Source organism: Amycolatopsis vastitatis, assembly GCF_002234595.1.
Taxonomy (GTDB): Bacteria; Actinomycetota; Actinomycetes; order Mycobacteriales; family Pseudonocardiaceae; genus Amycolatopsis; species Amycolatopsis vastitatis.
Genome location: NZ_NMUL01000004.1, coordinates 18,900 through 37,649, shown reverse-complemented (window position 1 = coordinate 37,649; position 18,750 = coordinate 18,900). Strand labels below are relative to the sequence as shown.

Genomic DNA, 18,750 nt, shown 5'->3' with positions numbered 1-18,750 from the left:
GAGGTCACGGCCAGTCAGGGGGTCGTCAGCTCGACGACGGTGCCTTCGACGCCGGAGCGGTGCGCGGCCTCGATCACCCGCAGGGCCTCGACCGACGACGCGGGGTCGACCGGGAACTCGCCTTCACCGCGCAGCGCGTCGCGCACCTGGGCGTAGAACTGCTCGTAGCGGCCGGTCTCGGTGGGCACGGTCTTGACGTCGCTGCCGACGCCGATCTTCCCTGCGTCCGCGGCGGGTTCCACGCCCCAGCCTTCGTCGCCGGGCCGCAGCCCCGCCTTGATCTGCGGTTCCTGCACGTCGAGGCCGTACTTGGTGAAGGTCGCCCGGTCGCCGAGCACCCGGAACCGCGGGTTCTGCGTGCCCGCGAGGGCGGTCGCCCACAGGTGCGAGCGGACGCCGTTCGCGTGGTGCAGCGCGACGAAGACGTCGTCGTCGACCTGGACGCCGGCCCGGCGGCGGTCGGCCTCCGCGTAGACGGTGGTGACCGGGCCGAACAGCTGCAGCGCCTGGTCGACGATGTGCGCGCCGAGGTCGTAGAGCAGGCCGCCGGCCTCGGCCGGGTCGCCGAATTCGCGCCAGTTGTCCTTGGGCTTCGGCACCCAGCGGTCGTAGCGGGACTCGAAGCGGAAGACGTCGCCCAGCTGTCCGGAGTCCAGGACCTTCCGCACGGTGAGGAAGTCGGAGTCGAGCCGCCGGTTCTGGAAGACCGTCAAGCCGACGCCGGCCGCCTTCGCCGCGGCGACGACCTGCTCGGCTTCGGCCGCGGTCGGTGCGAACGGCTTGTCGACGACCACCGGCAGTCCGGCTTCGATCGCCCGCAGCGCGAGCGGGACGTGCGTGCGGTTCGGCGTGCTGACCACGACGAGGTCGAGGTCGCCTGCCCGCTCGAACAACGCGTCGGCGTCGGGCACGATCTCCGCGCCCGGGTGGTCGACGCGGGCTTGGGCGGCGTTGCTCGAGGTGGCGATCACCGCCGGGGTCAGCCCGGGCGTCGCCGCCACCAGGGGTGCGTGGAAGACGCGGCCCCCGATGCCGTACCCGAGGATGCCCACCCGCAAATCGTCCGCCATGCCCGTCATTAAACCCCGCCGCCGCTTATTAAAACAACAGCGTTGCCTAACTGACCAGTCGTGCGAAGATCCTGTCATGGCGGACACCGGGGTGAACCTGCGCGACGTGCGCGAGCACAACCGTGCCCTGCTGCTCACGCACATCCTGCGCGCCGGCGGCCTCAGCCGCGTCGAGCTCGCCGAACGCACCGGGCTCACGCAGCAGGCCGTCTCCAAGATCGTGCCCGAACTCCTCGACGCGGGCCTGCTGGACGAGCAGCGCCAGCCGTCCGGCGGGGTCGGCAAGCCCCGCACCCGGCTGACCATCCGCGCCGGCGCCCGGCACGCGCTCGGCGCGCGGCTGGATCGCGACGAATACCGCGTGCTGCGCACCAACCTCATCGGCGAGGTCGAGGAGACGGCGGGCGGCCCGCTCCCGCCCGGCTTCACCCCCGAACAGGCCGTCGAAGCCATCGGCGCCACCGCGCTCGAGCTCGCCGACGGCTTCGACGTGCTCGGTCTCGGGCTCGGCGCGGTCGGCCCGCTGGACCACCTCGCGGGCCTGGTCCGCGACGCGACGAACATGCCCGGCTGGCACGAGGTCCCCCTGCGTGACCTGCTGGAAAAGCGGACCGGGCTGCCCGTGACGCTCGACAAGAACACCAACGCCGCCGCGTTCGCCCGGTTCTGGCCGCACGGCGAGCCGACGGCGACCGCGGTGGTGCTCGTCGGCACCGGCATCGGCGTCGGCCTGCTCATCGACGGGCGGCTCTACCGCGGCCCGCGCACCAACGCGGGTGAGTTCGGGCACACCACGATCGCCTACGACGGCCCCCGCTGCGCGTGCGGGCGGCGGGGCTGCGTCGAGATCATGGCCAAGCGGGCCCCCGACACGCGGACCGCCGCCGGCTTCCTCGGCATCGGGCTGGCCGACCTGGTGCAGGTGCTCGACCTGGAGCGGATCGTGCTGGCCGGACGCGCGGTGCGGGACGAGCCGGACGTCCACCGCGAAGCCGTTTCGGCGCGGCTCGAGGAACTGCTGCCGGTGCCGCACTGGCAGCGCATCGAAGTCGTCGAAGACGGCTCCGGCGAGGAGATCGTCACCCGCGGCGCCGCCGCCGAGGTCCTGGCCTCGTACTACGCGAATCCGGCATGATCACCGGCTTCACCACCGTGCACCCCGATCACCGATACGATCCGCCTCGTGCCAGAGGAGACCACGCGGGAGCCGGAGCCCGGGCCCGTGACGCTGACCCGGGCGGAACGGGTCGTCCCGAGCTGGAACGACCCGCTGGCGGCGGCGGTCACCAGACCCCTCGGCGGGCCGCTCGGTGAGCACGCGGCGGTCGGCAGGCACTGGTTCTGGTCCCCGCAACGCGTCGGGCTGCTGCTGGCGACCCTCGCGCTGATGCTCTGCTGGTTCGGCAAGGGCTCCTGCATCCAGCAGTACCAGGACTCCAGCGGCGCCACCCAGCTCGACTGGCGCGCGGGCCGCCCCTTCGTCGCCATGTGCTACTCCGACATCGTGCCGCTCTACGGCGCCGAGCGGCTCGACCGGCCGGGCACCTTCCCGTACTACACGTCGTGGAAGGAAAGCTCGCAGACCGCCGAGAACAACACCCGGTACATGGAGTACCCGGTGTTCACCGGCCTCTTCCAGTGGGCGAACGCAAAGCTCGCGGCGGGCTGGCTGAACGTCGCCCGGTCCGGCTGGCTGCCGGGCGCGCTGCCCGTGGCGATCTACTTCGACATCACGGCGTTCTTCCTGTCGGCGGCCTGGCTGGTCACCGTGTGGGCGACCGGGCGGACGGTGAAACGCCGGCCGTGGGACATGGTGCTGGTGGCGGTCTCGCCACTGGTGCTGGTGCACGCGTTCACCAACTTCGACGCGATCGCGACCGCGTTCACCGCGACCGGCCTGCTCGCCTGGGCGCGCAAACGACCGTTGCTCGCCGGGCTGCTGCTCGGCCTCGGCGCGACCGCGAAGCTCTACCCGCTGTTCCTGCTCGGCGTGCTCTTCGTGCTGTGCCTGCGCGCGGGCAAGCTCACGCCGTTCTGGAAGACCGCGGGCGCCGCCGTCGTGACGTGGCTGGCGGTGAACGCGCCGTTCATCCTCACCGCGACCCGCGGCTGGTGGGAGTTCTTCCGGATGAGCACCCTGCGGCCGATGGACCCCGACTCGCTGTACAACGTCTTCTCGTACATCAGCGGCTGGGCCGGGTTCGACGGCGTGCTGCAGAAGAACCAGACACCGACGTACCTGAACATCACGGTGGCCGTGCTGTTCCTGACCTGCTGCGCGGGCATCGCCTACCTGGCGCTCGCCGCGCCGCGACGGCCGCGCGTCGGGCAGCTCGCGTTCCTCGTCGTGGCCGCGTTCCTGCTGACGAACAAGGTGTGGAGCCCGCAGTACTCGCTGTGGCTGGTGCCGCTGGCGGTGCTCGCGATCCCGCGCTGGCGGCTGCTGCTCGGCTGGATGCTGATCGACGCCGTCGTCTGGGTGCCGCGGATGTTCTACTACCTCGGCGTCGACCACAAGGGCCTGCCCGAGGGCTGGTTCCTCGGCACGGTCGTGGTCCGCGACCTCGCCGTCGTCGGGCTGTGCGTGCTGGTCGTCCGGGAGATCTACCTGCCGGCCGCCGACCTGGTCCGGATGGACGGCGACGACGACCCGGCAGGCGGCTTCCTCGACGGCGCCCGTGACGTGATCATCCCGAACGCCGTCCGGCGCCGCCGCCGGAAAGCCGTCGCCGCTTAGCCGAGCTTCTCCCGCAGGTAGGCGATGTCGGTGGCCTGGCCCTCGGCCGGCGTCTCGACGACGACCGGCGCTCCGGCGGCCCGGGCCACCTCGACCAGCACGTCCGGGTCGATGGTGCCCTCACCCTCGACGACGTTCGCGTGCCGGTCGCGGGTCGAGCCGAACTCGTCGCGGGAGTTGTTGAGGTGCACCAGGTCGATCCGGCCGGTGATGGCCTTGACCTTCTCGACGGCGGTCGCCAGGTCCCAGCCCGCGGCGAACGCGTGGCAGGTGTCCAGGCAGAACCCGGCGCCGAACTCGCCGACCTTGTCCCACAGCCGGGCGATCACGTCGAGGTCGCGCGTGATCGCGTTCTCGCCGCCCGCGGTGTTCTCGATCAGGATCGGGACCTTGAAGCCGCCCTTTTCCTGCTCGCGCTCGAACAGCTTGCGCCAGTTGTCCAGGCCGGCCTCGACGTCGTCGTTCGCGCCGACGTGCCCGCCGTGCACGATCAGGCCCTTCGCGCCGATCGCGGCGGCGCCGTCCGCGTGCTGCGTGACGTTCTTGCGCGACGGGATCCGGATCCGGTTGTTCAGCGAAGCCACGTTGATCAGGTACGGCGAGTGGATGAACACCTCGACCGGGTCGGCCGCGATGGCTTCGCCGTGCGGGTGCGGCTTCGGGGCCTTCCAGCCCTGCGGGTCGGAGAGGAAGAACTGGACGACGTCGGCTTTGCGCTCGGCGACCGCGGTCAACGGGTCGTCGTCACGGACATGGGCGCCAATCAGCATGGCGAGCACGCTACTCCGGGCGGATTTTCGGCCACTGGGACCGGTTGGTGACGCAGGTGGAGTACCGTGAGCGCGTTCCGTGATCCAGATTGGTCCGACTGCCGGAGGGCATGATGGGGAAGCACGTCGCCCGGATCGCCGCACTGGGGTTCACGATCGCCGCGTCCGTCACGCTGGCGCCCGGCGTCGCGAGCGCCGACACCAACCCCACGCTCGGCGGCGACTGCCAGGCCACGCTGCAGAACAGTGCCGCCCGCACCGGCTCGACCGGCCTCCTGCTGGACGCCGGCGCCCCGCTGAACGCCCCGAACCAGCTCACCATCGGCCTCGACTCGAGTTCGCGGAACACGAACGGCTCGGCACCGCTGCTCACGCTGCCCCTCGGCGACACCGTGAAGGCGCTCGGCGTCGGCGAGGTCCCGGTGGTCGGCGACGTGGCGGCGCAAGGCGTCTGCCCGGCCGCGCAGGGCACCGTCAACGCGGTCGGCGACCTGACGCAGGGGGTGGCCGCCGGACTGCCGCCGCTGCCGCTCCCGCCGGGTCCGAACCCGCCCCAGCCTGCCCCGCCTCAGCCCGTTCCGCCCGTTCCGCCAGGTCCGAACCCGCCGCACCCGGCTCCGAACCCGCCCGGCGGCAGCACCGGCCCCATCGTCACCGGCCCGGGCAACGCGGGCCTGCCGGGCGACTCGATTTCGGGCATCTTCACCCACGCCGCGCTGATCCCGGGCAGCCTGGTGCAGGTGCCGGTGATCGCCCAGGTCATCCCCGGCCAGCAGATCCCGACCGTCGACGAGCAGAAGTCGGGCACCGCGGAGGCCCTGCCCGGCGTCACCCCGCCGGCGAAGCTGCCGATGCTGCTCGCGGTGCTGGCGCTGGCGATCGTCGCGGCGGCGCTCGTCCGCGCGTGGATCCGCCGCAAGCCCGCCTGACCTTCACCCATCGTGACGCCCCCTTCCACTCGAATGCCGGACATTTCTGAGCGAGCGGGCGTCACCCGGCTGCCTTAACGTCGTTGTCCTGGGAAGAGGCGACGAGACCAGGGGCGGCGAGGATGCAGGATCGGACACGGAGGGCTACGGCGGTCGGAGCGACGGCGTTCGTGCTCGCGGGTTCGGCCGTGCTCGGCCTGCCCGGGACGGCGTCGGCCGAGACGAAGACCGTGCCCTGCGGCAGCACCGTGTCGGCGGCGCCGGGCGACCACATCCAGGGCTCGCTGCTCGGCCTGCCGCTCATCGACCTGGGCATCGTCACCCAGGCGACCACCGTGCTGACCACCACCGTGAACGGGCTGCTCGGCACGGTCTGCAAGGTCACGGTGAACGTGGTGAACACCGTCGTCTCGCCGGTCCCGGTGGTCGGCGCGCCCGCGGCGAGCGCGATCAACCAGGGCGTCCAGAGCGTGACCGGCGCTGCCCAGCAGGGCCTGAGCGGGGTGAGCGGCGGCGGCAAGCAGCAGTCTCCGCAGCCCGGTAGCGGCGGCAACCCGCAGCAGCCGCCGTCCAACGGCGGGACCGGCGGCGCGCCCCAGCAGGGCGGCACCCCGGCAGGCACCACGCCGATCCCCGAGGCGAACAGCCCGCTTCTGCCCGGTTTTTCGAGCATCCCGGTGTTCGGCGGGTTTCCGTTCGCCCTCGGCACCGGTTATGCGCCGATGCGCGACTACAGCGGTATCCCGTTCGCGACGGCCGGATTGTTCACGCCGTCGCCGGCGATCCGGTACGGCAGCCAGATTCCGGGTTACGCCCCGCAGTACGGCCTCAACGGCCCGGACGGCGCCTCGGGCAGCAACGCCGGCGTCCAGACCGCCGGCCAGGCCGAGGCACTGCCGTCCGCATCGGACGGTTTCACCAACGGGTCGAACCTGCCGATGCTGATCGCGGTCCTGGCACTCTCCGGAGTCAGCGCGGGCCTCGTCCGCACCTGGGTACTCCGCCGAATGGCCGCTGCGAATTGATACGACTGCCGAGTATCTTTCGCGTATCTCCCTCGTTCATCCTGTTGTTCAGGAAGACGCCCCGATAACGCCACGGAGGAAGTGCTCGTGCGGAAGACCTGGCAGACGACTCGCCGAGCACTGACCCTCACCGCGATCGCCGCTTTCGTGACCGGAGGCGCATTCCTGTCCGCGGGCACGGCCTCCGCCGCGACGACCCTCGTCAGCAACAGCTGCACGGGCTCGGTCACCGGACAGATGGGCGACCAGGTGGCGATCGACGGAGCCTCGGTCAAAACCCTGGTCACCAACGGTGCGAACAACGCCGGAACCCTCGCGATCGGCAGCTGGGCGGGCGATTCGATCGCCAAGAACCACTCGATCCTGGTGGGCCAGGTGCCGAACTCCGCGGGCGGCGAGGCGAGCGGTGCCGCGATTGGCAAGGCGGTTCGGACCGCACTGGCGAACTCCGGCACGTGGGGCCTCGGGCTCGACTGGAACAAGACGCTGAACAGCGTGGAGAGCACGGTCGCCAAGGGCTGCGGCCTCACGCTGCTCGCCGCCAACTACGTGGCGCCGAGCACCCCGACCCAGCCGAACGCGGGCGGCACGCAGGGCAGCACCGGGACGGCTCCCGGCGGCGCGTCGGGCAACCTCTCGAACCTCAACGCGGGCACCGCGGGTGGCACGGGCGGCAGCGCGCCGATGCGCGACTACAGCGGCATCCCGACGGCGACCGCCGGCACGGCCGTCGCCCCGGGCGTGCGCTACCCGGCGAACGGCATCCTCCCCGGCGACGCGTCGGCCCCGCAGGCCGGCGCGGGCGACCAGAGCGGCCAGGGCGCGGACATCCGTGACGCGGGCAACGCGCAGTCGCTCGCCTCGAACAGCGCGTCGAACGACGTCCAGCTGCCGATGCTCCTCGCGGTGATCGTGCTCGCCGGCGTCACGGCGGGTCTCGTCCGAACCTGGGTCCTGCGCCGCGCGAGCTGACCCCGCCCTCCGGTCCTGTCGGTACCCCCAGGTAGCCTTACCTGGACAAACCCTCCTGTCACGGACAGTCCGTGACCGCGAGCCCATAGGAGGTGAGTGGTTGTGTCACGCCATTACGAGGTAATGGTCATCCTGGACCCCACGCTCGACGAGCGCACGGTCGCTCCGACGCTGGACACCTTCCTCAACGTCATCCGCACTTCGGGCGGAAGCGTCGAGAAGGTCGACGTCTGGGGCCGTCGTCGCCTCTCGTACGAGATCAAGAAGCACGCCGAGGGCATCTACGCCCTGCTCGACCTGAACTCGTCCTCGGACGCGGTGAAGGAGCTGGACCGCCAGCTGTCGCTGCAGGAGACCGTGCTCCGCACCAAGGTCATGCGTCGCGAGGTCAAGCGCGCCGCGGCCAAGCCCGCCGCCGCCAAGGCCTGAGCCCGAGGGGAATCCCGATGGCTGGAGACACCGTCATCACGGTGATCGGCAACCTGACGTCCGACCCGGAACTGCGCTTCACCCCGTCCGGCGCGGCGGTCGCGAACTTCACCGTCGCGTCCACCCCGCGCACGCTCGACAAGCAGTCGGGCGAGTGGAAGGACGGCGAGGCGCTGTTCCTGCGCTGCAACATCTGGCGGCAGGCGGCGGAGAACGTCGCCGAGTCCCTGACCCGCGGCGCCCGCGTCGTCGTGCAGGGCCGCCTGAAGCAGCGGTCGTTCGAGACGAAGGAAGGCGAGAAGCGGACCGTCGTCGAGCTCGAGGTCGACGAGATCGGCCCCTCGCTGCGCTACGCCACGGCCAAGGTCAACAAGGTCAGCCGCGGTGGCGGCGGCGGTGGTGACTTCGGCGGCGGTGGCGGCGGGAACCGCGGCGGCGGTGGCGGAATGCCTGCCGACGACCCGTGGGGTTCCGCCCCGGCCGCGAGCAGCGGCGGTGGCGGCGGCTTCTCCGACGAGCCCCCCTTCTGATCTCGTACACATCCACAAAGATTTGAATTACCAGGAGTAGACAGTGGCCAAGCCACCCATTCGCAAGCCCAAGAAGAAGGTCTGCGTGTTCTGCAAGGCCGAGAAGAAGGGCCGCCCGGAACTGATCGACTACAAGGACACCAACCTGCTGCGGAAGTACATCTCCGACCGCGGCAAGATCCGTGCCCGTCGCGTCACCGGCAACTGCAGCCAGCACCAGCGTGACATCGCCATCGCGGTCAAGAACTCCCGCGAAATGGCGCTGCTGCCCTACACCTCGACCGCGCGCTAAGGGAGGGCACTGACATGGCGAAGATCATTCTCACCACGGACGTGGCCAACCTGGGCGGACCCGGCGACATCGTCGAGGTCAAGGACGGCTACGCGCGCAACTACCTGCTCCCGCGGGGTTACGCGATCGCGGCCTCCAAGGGCGCGGAGAAGAACGTCCGCACGATCCAGCGCGCGCAGGAGAGCCGTCGCATCCGCGACCTCGACCACGCCAAGGAGATCAAGGCGACGCTGGAGGGCCTCGGCGCCATCCAGCTGACCGGCAAGGCGGCCGAGGGCTCGAAGAAGCTCTTCGGCTCGATCACCTCGGCCGAGATCGTGGACGCGATCAAGGCGGCCGGTGGCCCGCTGCTCGACAAGCGCGTCATCGAGCTGCGCGACCACATCAAGACCGTCGGCAAGCACTCGGTCGGCGCCCGGCTGCACCCGGACGTCAAGGTCGAGGTGCGGCTCGAGGTCAAGGCCGTCGCGCAGTAAGGCAAGTACCTCGTGGAAGGCGGGTCGCTCCCTGGTGGGCGGCCCGCCTTCACGCGTTTCGGGGGAACCCCGGACACGCGGGCGCCGTCGTAGGACAATGGAGCGGGACGCGAAGGGAGCGCACCGGGATGGGTAACGAGGTCAACATGTCCGCGCCGTCCGGCGGAGGGGGCTTCACGTTCGACGCCGACAAGATCGACGGCGTGATCAAGAAGTGGCAGGACCTGCAGACCGACCTGCAGAACGACGCGGCCGACGCGAACCTGATGGCCGACGTGAAGGCGCCCGGCAAGGAGTTCGCCAGCGGCGACTGGGAGAAGCTCGCCAACCCGTCCGGCAAGGCGTTCCTCGAGCAGAACAAGAAGATGCAGGACTACGTGAAGAACTACATCCAGGCCCTGCTCGACGCGAAGAAGAAGCTCACCGCCGCGGACGCCGACCACACCGGCGACATCTCGAAGGCGGGGACGCAGGCGTGAACCGCCGGCTCGTCCTGCCCGGCCTGCTCCTCGCGGCGCTCGCCCTCGCCGGCTGCAGCACCAAGACCGACGGCACGGCCAACCCCGTCGCGTCCAGCGGACCTGACACCTCGAGCAGCACGAACGGTGACGGCGGTGGCGGCAACGGCGCCCCCAAGGTGTCCCGCCCGCTCGACCCGGCGAAGCTGAAGTCCGACGTCTGTTCGGTGCTCTCCGCTTCGCAGCGCTCGTCGCTGGGTGTCGAGGACGGCACGCCGCGGACGACGTCCGCCGGCTCGAGCTGCGCCTGGGTGTACAGGGACGACGAAACGCGCAGCAGCCGCGTCGACATCGCGGCCGACCCGAACACCGACGGCCTCGCCGGCATCTACGACCTCTACGCCAAGGGCGGCAAGGACCAGTACGAGTACTGGGAGCCGACCGAGGTTTCCGGCTACCCGGGGGTGTACGCCGCGACGAAGGACTTCCGCACCCAGGGGCAGTGCAAGCTGCTGGTGGGCGTGACGGACAGCCAGGCCGTCCAGGTCTTCACGCAGATCGGCTCCGGCCCGGGCGCGAGCGACCCGTGCCCGTACGCGCTGAAGGCGGCCGAGGCGATGATCCAGACCTTGAAGGAGGGCTGAGATGCTGGAACTGGTGCTGCTCGGCGGTTTCGCCGCGTACAACCTGGCCACCACGCATTCGGACGACCACACTTCGCAGCAGGGCGACCGCAAGATCGACTGCTACGACATCTGGGACAAGATCACCCACGGTCCCGGCACCGGTTCGATCCAGGACGGGCAGGCGGCGGCGAGCCGGCTGAAGGGCGCGTACGCGGAGCGGCTCACCACGATCGACACGCTGGCCAAGGAGATGGACGCGGCCTGGACCGGCGGCGGCGCCGAAGCGGCGCAGAACGCCGGCGCGCACCCGCTGCGGGTGTGGATGGAGGACTCGGGCACCAAGCTGACCGACTCCGACAAGTACCTCGGCGAGCAGAACACCGCCTTCACCACGGTGCACGCGCAGGTGCAGGAGGTCCCGAAGGACCCGCCGAAGAACAACCTGCTCAACGCGATGACGCCGTGGACGACCGACACCGACCGGGCGATCCGCGACTACAACGCCAAGGGCCAGGCCAACGTCGACGCCTTCAACACCTACTTCAAGGCGAGCAACGACAACGGCCAGAAGATGCCGACGTACTCCGCGCTCAAGGGCCAGCAGGAGAACGTCAACGTCGACGGCGGCCAGGACGGGAAGAAGAAGCCGGGCGACGGAACCGGCAACGGCAACGGCAACGGAACCGGGACCGGCACTGGGACCGGCACCGGCACCGGTTCGATGCCCGGCGTGAACATTCCGGGTCCGGGCGGCATGCCGTCCATCGGCGGCCCGCCGAACACCCCCGGCGGCAGCTTCGACCCGTCCAAGGTGCCGGGCTACGACCCGTCGAAGGTCCCCAGCGGCAGCTTCGACCCGTCCCAGATCCCCGGCGGCGGCACCTACACGCCGCCGAACTTCAACGACGGCACGCACTCGTCGGGCTTCACCCCGCCGAAGATCCCCGGTGCCGGCGGCTTCGGCCCCGGCGGTTCCGGCGGCGCGAGCGACTTCTCGATCCCGGGCGGCGGCTTCGGTCCCGGCGGGTCGGGCGGGATCGGCGACCCGGCAGCGGGTTTCGGTCCGGGCGGGGCGGGCTTCGGGCCCGGCGGCTCGACCGGGGCGGCCATTCCTGGCGGCGCCGGCGCCGGCGCGTCCGGCGCCGGCCGGGGCGGCGCGGGCGGAGCCATGGGCGCGGGCGGCGCGGCGGCGGGCCGTTCCGGCGCCACCGGGATGGGTGGCATGGGCGGCATGGGCCACGGCGCCAAGGGCCAGGGCGGCGGCGACGAGGAACGGACGTCGAAGTACCTGCTCGGCGACGACCCGAACGACATCTTCGGGACCGACGAGCTGACCGCGCCGCCGGTCATCGGCGAGTAGCGCACGCGGGACCGCCGGGCGCGTGCCAAGATGGGCCGCGCCCGGCTTTCGGAGTGTTCAAGCTGATCTTCACTAGGGGGAAAGAGCGGTGCTGGACAGGCAGGTCACCCTCTCGACCGGCACCCTGATCAACCTGATCCGGCGCCGGGGCGGCGAGCCGCACACGGTGCTGTCCGAGAAGCCGACCTGGTACAGCGAAGAAGCCCAGCGCAGCGAGGACGAGCGGGTCAACACCGAACTCGCCAAGGCCGGGCTGTTCGGCCCGCGCGGCATGCACCCCGGGTTCGTCGCGACGGTCGAAGCGATCGCCCGGCCGCAGCTGGAGTACTACGGCTGGGTCGACGGCGGGTTCCAGGGCAAGGCGGTGAGCTACCGGCTGCTGGCCGGCAGTGCCGGCGGCGAGGCGTTCGTGCTGGCCAAGCACGAGGCGCTGGACGTCGTCGTCATCGAGTCGACCCGGCCGGGGGAGCTGCTCGACGACTTCCTCGGCCAGATCCCGAAGCTGGCGCCCGGGCGCGGGACGCCGCTCGCGGTGCCGAAGAGCCAGATCGAGGGAACCGCCCGCCGGGACGAAGGCGGGTTCGCGGTGCTCCGCAACGACCGCCCGGCCGAGGGCTCGCAGGAGGTCGAAGAGCTCCGGCGGATCCTGGCGCTGCGCCGGATGGGGAGCGGCAGCCTCTACGTCGCGGCCCGTAGCCGCAGCGGCGCGTGGCACCGGATCGAACGCCCGGTGAACTACATCGATACCTCGGAAGGCCGATGGCTGACCGAGGAGATACCGGGCCGCGGCGAGAACCGGATCGCCTTCACCCCGGCCGACCAGCGCGTTCTCGCTGACCGGTTACGCAGCGCACAGGGTCGGCTCACCGCGGCCTGACCCCGAGGCCGTTCAGCCCTCCGGGTTACCCGTCTACCGTCCGTGATTTTCATCCACAGGTGACGCGACGCCCGAGCCCGCGCCCACCCCACGACACGCCGAAGAACGGACTTCTCGCGACACGCCGGACGAGTTTTCCGCAAGTTCTCCACAGCTTGTTCACAGGGCTTGACCTGCAGCTTTACCGAAGCCGATCACGCTTGTCCCCAACTTGTCCACAGCTCTCGCGGCACCTGTGACTGGTTACCCCCATTCATCCCCAGGTTGTCCACAGAAGGGTCCCCACCCTGAATTGCCATCGGCCGTCCGGGGGATCTAGCGTGCCCGCTCGGGCCTGTACTCACGGTGGCGCCCGGCGTGCCTCCGAGAACCGGACGGCGTTCTCGCCGATCATCGAGAGGACACGTCCGGGGGACGGGAGCACGAACCGAGCCGCGTGCTTCGAGAGCGAAGTTCCGGCATACTCGAACGAGTGTTCGACACGATGAGGAGGTGTCCGGAGCGGTGGCGCTGACCGACGACCGCGGTCCGATGTATGCGGAGTCCGACCCGGGTCCGAGCGATCCGGGTTCCGGCGGCTTCGACCGCCAGCCACCGCAGGACATCGCGGCCGAGCAGTCCGTCCTCGGCGGCATGCTGCTGTCCAAGGACGCGGTCGCCGACGTCATCGAAGCACTCGGTCCCGACGACTTCTACCGGCCCGCGCACCAGGCGATCTACGACTGCATCCTCGACCTCTACGGCCGCGGCGAGCCCGCCGACCCGATCACGGTGTCGGCGGAGCTGGAGCGGCGCGGCGAGCTGGGCCGCGTCGGCGGCGCGCCCTACCTGCACACGTTGATCGCGACGGTGCCGACGGCGGCGAACGCGGGGTACTACGCGGAGATCGTCTCGGAGAAGGCGGTGCTGCGCCGGCTGGTCGAGGCGGGCACGCGGATCGTGCAGTACGGCTACGGCGCGGCCGCGGCCGACGGCGCGAACATCGACGAGGTGGTCGACCGCGCGCAGGCCGCGATCTACGACGTCACCGAGCGGCGGACCAGCGAGGACTACGTCGCGCTGGAAGAGCTGCTGCAGCCGACGATGGACGAGATCGACGCGATCGCGTCGCGCGGCGGCCAGTCCCAGGGCATCCCGACCGGGTTCACCGACTTCGACGAGCTGACCAACGGCCTGCACCCGGGCCAGATGATCATCGTCGCGGCCCGCCCGGGTGTCGGCAAGTCGACACTGGGGCTGGACTTCGCGCGGTCCGCGTCCATCCGGCACGGCCTGACCAGCGTCATCTTCTCCCTGGAAATGAGCCGGACCGAGATCGTCATGCGCATGCTCTCGGCCGAGGCGAAGATCCGCCTCGCCGACATGCGCGGCGGCAAGATGTCCGACGACGACTGGACGCGGCTGGCCCGCCGGATGAGCGAGGTCTCCGAGGCGCCGCTGTTCGTCGACGACTCGCCGAACATGACGATGATGGAGATCCGGGCGAAGGCACGGCGGCTGAAGCAGCGCAACGACCTGAAGCTCGTGGTCCTCGACTACCTCCAGCTGATGACGTCCGGCAAGCGCGTCGAGTCGCGGCAGCAGGAAGTTTCGGAGTTCTCCCGGCAGATGAAACTGCTGGCGAAGGAGATCGAGGTCCCGGTGATCGCGATCAGCCAGCTGAACCGTGGTCCGGAACAGCGCACGGACAAGCGCCCGATGCTGTCCGACCTGCGTGAGTCCGGCTCACTGGAGCAGGACGCCGACCTCGTCATCCTGGTCAACCGCCCCGACGCCTGGGAGCGGGACGACCCGCGCGCGGGCGAGGCGGACCTGATCATCGCGAAGCACCGCGCCGGGCCGACGGCGACGATCACCGTCGCGCACCAGCTGCACTACAGCCGTTTCGTGGACCTCTCGCACGACTAGCCGGTCCTCCCACACGTCTCGTGGTCCGGCGGCTGGGTGAAGAACTGCGCCAGCTCCTCCGCGGTGAGGTTGCGGTTCAACGCGCCGCAGATCTGGGCGGCCGCCTCGGCGGGGTCGGTGGTCCAGGTGATGACCTCGCCGGTCAGGCTGCTGCTGGTCACTTCGCGATCGTCGGGGCTGAACGCGACCGAAGTCACCGCACCGTGGTGCCCGGTGAGCGTGGCCAGGCGGGTGAGCGTGGCCGTGTCCCACAGGACCGTGGTCCCCTTCGCATCGCCGGTCGCGAGGCGGCTGCCGTCGTGGTTGTAGGCAACGCCCGTCAGCGTTTCGCTGTGCGTCAGCGTCGCGGTGCGCGTCCGGCTCGGCACGTCCCACAGGGTCAGGGTGCGGTCGATGGACGTCACGGCGAGCGTCCGGCCGTCGGGGCTGAACGTCGCCTTGCTGACCACTCCGTCGTGGGTCAGCGTCGCCACCCGGGCACCGTCGGGGACGCTCCACAGCGTCGCGGTCCGGTTGTTGCCGGAGAGCGACATCAGCGTCCGGCCGTCCGGGCTGAACGCGACGGTGTTGAGCGTGCCGCCGGCGTCGATGCTGAGCACCTCCCGGCGGCTCCGGAGGTCCCACAGCTTCACGGTCTGGTCGCTGCCAGCGCTGGCCAGCAACCGCCCGTCGGGGCTGAAGGCCACGGTCTTGATCCGGTCGGTGTGCCCGCGCAGCTCGCCGATCTGCACCGGCGCCTGCGGGTTCGTGACGTCCCAGACCGTCAGCATCTGGTCGGGGCGGCCCGTGCTCTGCACGGCCGTGCCCCCGCCGATCACCATGGTCCGGCCGTCCGGGCTGTACGCGACCGCGTTGACCGGCCCCCGAAGGCCGGTGATGACGGTGCTCCCGGAACCGCGGTGGGGCGCCTGCAACCGGACGGACCGGTCTTCGCCGCCGGTGACCAGGGTTTTCCCGTCCGGGCTGTAGGCGACGGCGTTGACCGGGCCCGCGTCGCCGGCCGGGGGCACGCGGGTCGTGTCCCAGAGGATCATCCGCCCGTCTTCGTCGGCCGAGGCCAGCAGCGGGAGCCGCGGGTGGAAGGCGACCGAATAGATGTTGTCGGTGTGCCCGGTCAGGTGGGCGCGTGGCTGCCGCGTCCGCACGTCCCACAGGATGACCTGGTAGTCGTGCCCGGCGGAGGCGAGCACGCTCCCGTCCGGGCTGAAGGCGACGGTGCGCACCTCGCCGGTGTGCCCGGTCAAGGTGGCCAGCGCGGCGCGCGTCGGCACGTCCCAGAGCCGGACGGTCAGGTCCGGGCTGGCCGACGCGAGCGTCCGGCCGTCCGGGCTGAACGCGACGTCGTCGACCGAGCGGGTGTGCCCGGTCAGGGCGGCCAGTCTCGCGCCGCCGTCGGCCGGCCAGAGGCCGATCGTGCCGTCGGCGCCCCCGGTGGCGAGGGTCCGGCCGTCGGGGCTGAAGGCGACCGCTTGCACCGCGCCGGTGTGCCCGGTCAGCCGGAAGCGCTCGGCACGGCGATCCAGGTCCCAGACGACGACAGTGCCGTCCGCCCTCGCCGCGGCGAGGCTGTGCCCGTCCGGCGCGAAGGCGATGTCCTTGATCCGGTTCGCCTGCCCGGTCAGCGTGGCGGCCGGCTTGCCCAGCCCGGCGTCCCAGAGCACCACCTTCCCGTCGTCGCCCCCGGTGGCCAGGGTCCGCCCGTCGGGGCTGAAGGCGATGGCACGCAGCCAGGTCGCGTGGTCGCGGTGAACGGCGCGGCGGGTGTGGTGCACCCGGTCCCACACCATGAGCGTCTGGTCCTTGCTCACGGTGGCGATCGTGTCGTCGCGGGGGCTGAAGGCGACTTTGCTGATCGCGTCGCCGTGCCCGGTGAACTCCGCTTGGTACGCCTGGCGGTTCGCCACGCTGAGCAGCGCGCCACGGGCTTCGGGGGTCGGCGCCGCGCGGAAGGCCTCCACGCCGAGCAGCATCGCCGTGCCGGGCCGGGAGTCCGCCAGCCCGAGTGCTTCCGCGGCCAGCTGACGGGACCGCGAGACGTCGGCGGCGGTCACGGCCTCCCGGTACTGGCCGATCGCCGTCACGCCCACCCCGACGGCCACGAGCAACGCCGCCGCCAGCCCGATCGCGAGGTACCGGATGCGGCGCTGGCTGCGCGCCGAGGTCGCGCGCTCGCGGTCGGCCTCGGCGATGCTGGCGTCGACGAACGCGCGCTCGACGGGGTTGAGGTCCGCGGACCGGCCACCGTGCTCGGTCCATTCGCGGGTGACCGTCAGCCGGGCGCCGCGGTACAGCGCGCCGTGGTCGTGGTCCAGTTCCTCCCAGCGGCGGGCCGCCTCGGTCAGCTCGCGGTGTACCCGCAGCCACTCGCGGTTCTCCTCGATCCAGTTCGCCAGCCGCGGCCACGAGGTGATCAGCGCCTCGTGGGACAGCTCGGCCGTCTCACCGTCGAGCGTGATCAACCGCGCGGCGACCAGCCGCGCGAGGACGATCTCGGTGTCGTCGTGCGGCAGCTGCGTGCTGACGAGCTCCGCGCGATCGGCGGGCCGCCGGGTGCCGTCGTCCGGCGCGACGAGGCGCAGCAGGATCCGCTGGGCGAGCACCTGCTGCTGCGCGGTGAAGCTCTCGTGGACGCTGTCCGCGGTCTGCGCCATCGCGCCGTGCACCCCGCCCGAGGAGACGTACCCGTCGAGGGACAGCGTGCGGCCGCGACGGCGGCGCCAAGTTTCGAGCAGCACGTGCGACAGCAGCGGCAGACCGCCCGGCCGGTGCACGACCTCCTCGATCAACCGGCTGGTCAACGCGCGTTCGACGACGAGCCCCGCCGCCGACGCCGGTTTCACGATCACGTCCCGCAGTTCGTCCTCGGTGAGCGGGCCGACCAGGATGTGCGTCCGGCTCACCGCTTCGGCCAGTGCCCGGTCTTCCGCGCAGCGCCCGTAGAAGTCGGCCCGGATCGCGATGACGACCCGCAACGGGTGCTCCGTCCGGGTGGCCATGGCCGGAAGCGCGCCGAGGAAGGCGCTGCGTTCGGCCGGGTCCGAGCAGAGGGTGAACACCTCCTCGAACTGGTCCACGACCAGCAAGGTGTCCCCCGGCGAAGCCCGGATCCGGGCGAGCTCGGCCATCGGGTGCGGGCCGGGGGTGATCATCCGGATCGCGCCGAACCGCGGCGGGTCTTCGCCGCGCAGCCGGGGCAGCAGGCCGGCCCGCAGCACCGAAGACTTCCCGCTTCCGGAGGCGCCGACGAGAGCCACGACCCGGCTGTCGCCCAGCAGGTCCACCAGCTCGCCGATGAGGTTGTCCCGGCCGAAGAACCGGTCGTGGTCCTCGGCTTCGAACCGGGCCAGCCCGAGGTACGGCGGGTCTTCGGCACCGTCTTCGACGGGCTGAGCGGCCGAATCGCGCGCCGCTCGCCGCCAGCGAGGCTCCCACTCACCGGCATCTCCGCCGCACGCGGCGACATAGGCCAGCGTCACCGCCAGTGACGGTAGCCGTTGCCCAGCGGCGGCCTGCGACAACGCGGGCGCGGAATAGCCCGCGCGAGCCGCCATTACCCGGTAAGTCGGGTTCCCGGCACGTTGCCGCAGTTCTCGCAACTCACCGGCGAACTTTTGTGTCGGACCGGCGTCGACGTCCAGCTTTCTTTCCCGCCGCCCCATGCCCCTCCTCCGGCCGTGACCAGCTTCGCAGAGAGGCGATCGGCGCGCAAGAATTGATAACCACCGCGCTGACCATTGCTTATCAACCAAATGGCCGGTTGACTCGCCTCCGGATCACATTGATCCGGAGGAATTCCGCAGCGACGGAGTCAGAAATGACCCACTTTCCAGGAGAATTCTTTGAAGAGCAAAATGCCGTCTTTGTTCGCCGTCCTGCTCGGCGCCGCCGGCTTGGCCACGGCGATGGCGCCGGCTGCGTCGGCCGCGGTCCCCGCGACCTTCACCTGCAGCAACGCCACCGGGCCGGGCACCGTGTGCGATCCGTATCCGCCGGCGTGGTCCACCACCACGGTCAAGAAGATCCTCATCGCCCTGACCGACCACGCCGCGGGCGGCGAGCGGTGCCAGCTCTACATCGACGGCATCGGCGTGACCAGCTGGGTCTACATCGACCGGGGCGACTCGGGCATGCACTACCTCGGCACCGTCGAGGGCGGGGTCGGCTTCAACCTGCGTTGCCAGCGCCGGGCACCGAGCGGCGACCCCAACTTGGGCGGCCGCGTCTACCAGGTCAGCCTTTAGCCAACCGCACACCCAACGGGGGGATCACGGTCAACGGCCAGGCCCGCACC

At 71.0% G+C, this 18,750-nt stretch carries 18 protein-coding genes; 15 read left to right on the top strand and 3 right to left on the bottom strand.

The genetic code is table 11. The features are described 5' to 3' along the window. Positions 1 to 14: 14 nt before the first annotated feature. Complete coding sequence (locus CF165_RS02955; protein WP_093945852.1) at positions 15 to 1,070, bottom strand: Gfo/Idh/MocA family oxidoreductase; 1,056 nt, start codon at positions 1,068 to 1,070, stop codon at positions 15 to 17. A 76-nt stretch (positions 1,071 to 1,146) separates the two neighbouring features. Between CF165_RS02955 and CF165_RS02950 the strand changes: the two genes are divergently transcribed. Together CF165_RS02950 and CF165_RS02945 are read left to right on the top strand one after the other, a co-directional pair. Next, a complete protein-coding gene (locus tag CF165_RS02950; RefSeq protein ID WP_093945851.1) occupies positions 1,147 to 2,205 on the top strand; it encodes an ROK family transcriptional regulator in 1,059 nt (352 codons plus the stop codon). A gap of 48 nt (positions 2,206 to 2,253) precedes the next feature. Next, a complete protein-coding gene (locus CF165_RS02945; protein ID WP_093945850.1) occupies positions 2,254 to 3,807 on the top strand; it encodes a glycosyltransferase family 87 protein in 1,554 nt (517 codons plus the stop codon). Here the strand turns inward: CF165_RS02945 and CF165_RS02940 are convergent. Then, entirely contained in the window at positions 3,804 to 4,577 is a 774-nt protein-coding gene (locus tag CF165_RS02940) for a deoxyribonuclease IV (protein ID WP_167441332.1), read from the bottom strand. The two genes, CF165_RS02945 and CF165_RS02940, sit on opposite strands and share 4 nt — an antisense overlap. A gap of 113 nt (positions 4,578 to 4,690) precedes the next feature. Between CF165_RS02940 and CF165_RS02935 the strand changes: the two genes are divergently transcribed. The 12 genes from CF165_RS02935 (at position 4,691) to dnaB (ending at position 14,459) form a co-directional block, all read left to right on the top strand. Beyond that, on the top strand, positions 4,691 to 5,506 hold the full coding sequence (locus CF165_RS02935; RefSeq protein WP_205660750.1) for a hypothetical protein: 816 nt from the start codon (positions 4,691 to 4,693) through the stop codon (positions 5,504 to 5,506). Positions 5,507 to 5,628: 122 nt separating this feature from the next. Beyond that, a complete protein-coding gene (locus CF165_RS02930; RefSeq protein WP_205660749.1) occupies positions 5,629 to 6,531 on the top strand; it encodes a hypothetical protein in 903 nt (300 codons plus the stop codon). 81 nt (positions 6,532 to 6,612) lie between these two features. Further along, positions 6,613 to 7,503, top strand: coding sequence for a hypothetical protein (locus CF165_RS02925; RefSeq protein WP_093945847.1), 891 nt, complete (start codon positions 6,613 to 6,615; stop codon positions 7,501 to 7,503). Between the two features lie 102 nt (positions 7,504 to 7,605). After that, positions 7,606 to 7,932 carry a 30S ribosomal protein S6 gene (rpsF, locus tag CF165_RS02920; protein WP_176742059.1) on the top strand — a complete coding sequence of 109 codons (327 nt, stop codon included), beginning with the start codon at positions 7,606 to 7,608 and terminating at the stop codon, positions 7,930 to 7,932. A 17-nt stretch (positions 7,933 to 7,949) separates the two neighbouring features. Further along, positions 7,950 to 8,462, top strand: a complete 513-nt coding sequence (locus CF165_RS02915) for a single-stranded DNA-binding protein (RefSeq protein WP_093945846.1) — start codon at positions 7,950 to 7,952, stop codon at positions 8,460 to 8,462. Between the two features lie 43 nt (positions 8,463 to 8,505). Further along, positions 8,506 to 8,754 (top strand): 30S ribosomal protein S18, encoded by a 249-nt coding sequence (rpsR, locus tag CF165_RS02910; protein WP_003098744.1) that lies wholly within the window; start codon positions 8,506 to 8,508, stop codon positions 8,752 to 8,754. 14 nt (positions 8,755 to 8,768) lie between these two features. Beyond that, positions 8,769 to 9,230, top strand: a complete 462-nt coding sequence (gene rplI, locus CF165_RS02905; protein ID WP_093945845.1) for a 50S ribosomal protein L9 — start codon at positions 8,769 to 8,771, stop codon at positions 9,228 to 9,230. Between the two features lie 128 nt (positions 9,231 to 9,358). After that, a complete protein-coding gene (locus tag CF165_RS02900) occupies positions 9,359 to 9,709 on the top strand; it encodes a hypothetical protein (protein ID WP_093945844.1) in 351 nt (116 codons plus the stop codon). Then, positions 9,706 to 10,332, top strand: a complete 627-nt coding sequence (locus CF165_RS02895) for a DUF3558 domain-containing protein (protein ID WP_093945843.1) — start codon at positions 9,706 to 9,708, stop codon at positions 10,330 to 10,332. The genes CF165_RS02900 and CF165_RS02895 overlap by 4 nt, the downstream gene beginning before the upstream one ends. Before the next feature lies 1 nt (position 10,333). Beyond that, positions 10,334 to 11,674 (top strand): hypothetical protein, encoded by a 1,341-nt coding sequence (locus CF165_RS02890; RefSeq protein WP_093945842.1) that lies wholly within the window; start codon positions 10,334 to 10,336, stop codon positions 11,672 to 11,674. 88 nt (positions 11,675 to 11,762) lie between these two features. Continuing rightward, positions 11,763 to 12,551 carry an ESX secretion-associated protein EspG gene (locus tag CF165_RS02885; RefSeq protein ID WP_093945841.1) on the top strand — a complete coding sequence of 263 codons (789 nt, stop codon included), beginning with the start codon at positions 11,763 to 11,765 and terminating at the stop codon, positions 12,549 to 12,551. A 504-nt stretch (positions 12,552 to 13,055) separates the two neighbouring features. Beyond that, entirely contained in the window at positions 13,056 to 14,459 is a 1,404-nt protein-coding gene (dnaB, locus tag CF165_RS02880; protein WP_093945840.1) for a replicative DNA helicase, read from the top strand. Here dnaB and CF165_RS02875 read toward each other — a convergent pair. After that, positions 14,456 to 18,118 carry an nSTAND1 domain-containing NTPase gene (locus tag CF165_RS02875; RefSeq protein ID WP_093945839.1) on the bottom strand — a complete coding sequence of 1,221 codons (3,663 nt, stop codon included), beginning with the start codon at positions 18,116 to 18,118 and terminating at the stop codon, positions 14,456 to 14,458. The genes dnaB and CF165_RS02875 overlap by 4 nt on opposite strands. Before the next feature lie 180 nt (positions 18,119 to 18,298). Between CF165_RS02875 and CF165_RS02870 the strand changes: the two genes are divergently transcribed. After that, a complete protein-coding gene (locus CF165_RS02870) occupies positions 18,299 to 18,700 on the top strand; it encodes a hypothetical protein (RefSeq protein ID WP_143268424.1) in 402 nt (133 codons plus the stop codon). The last annotated feature ends 50 nt before the right edge of the window (positions 18,701 to 18,750 follow it).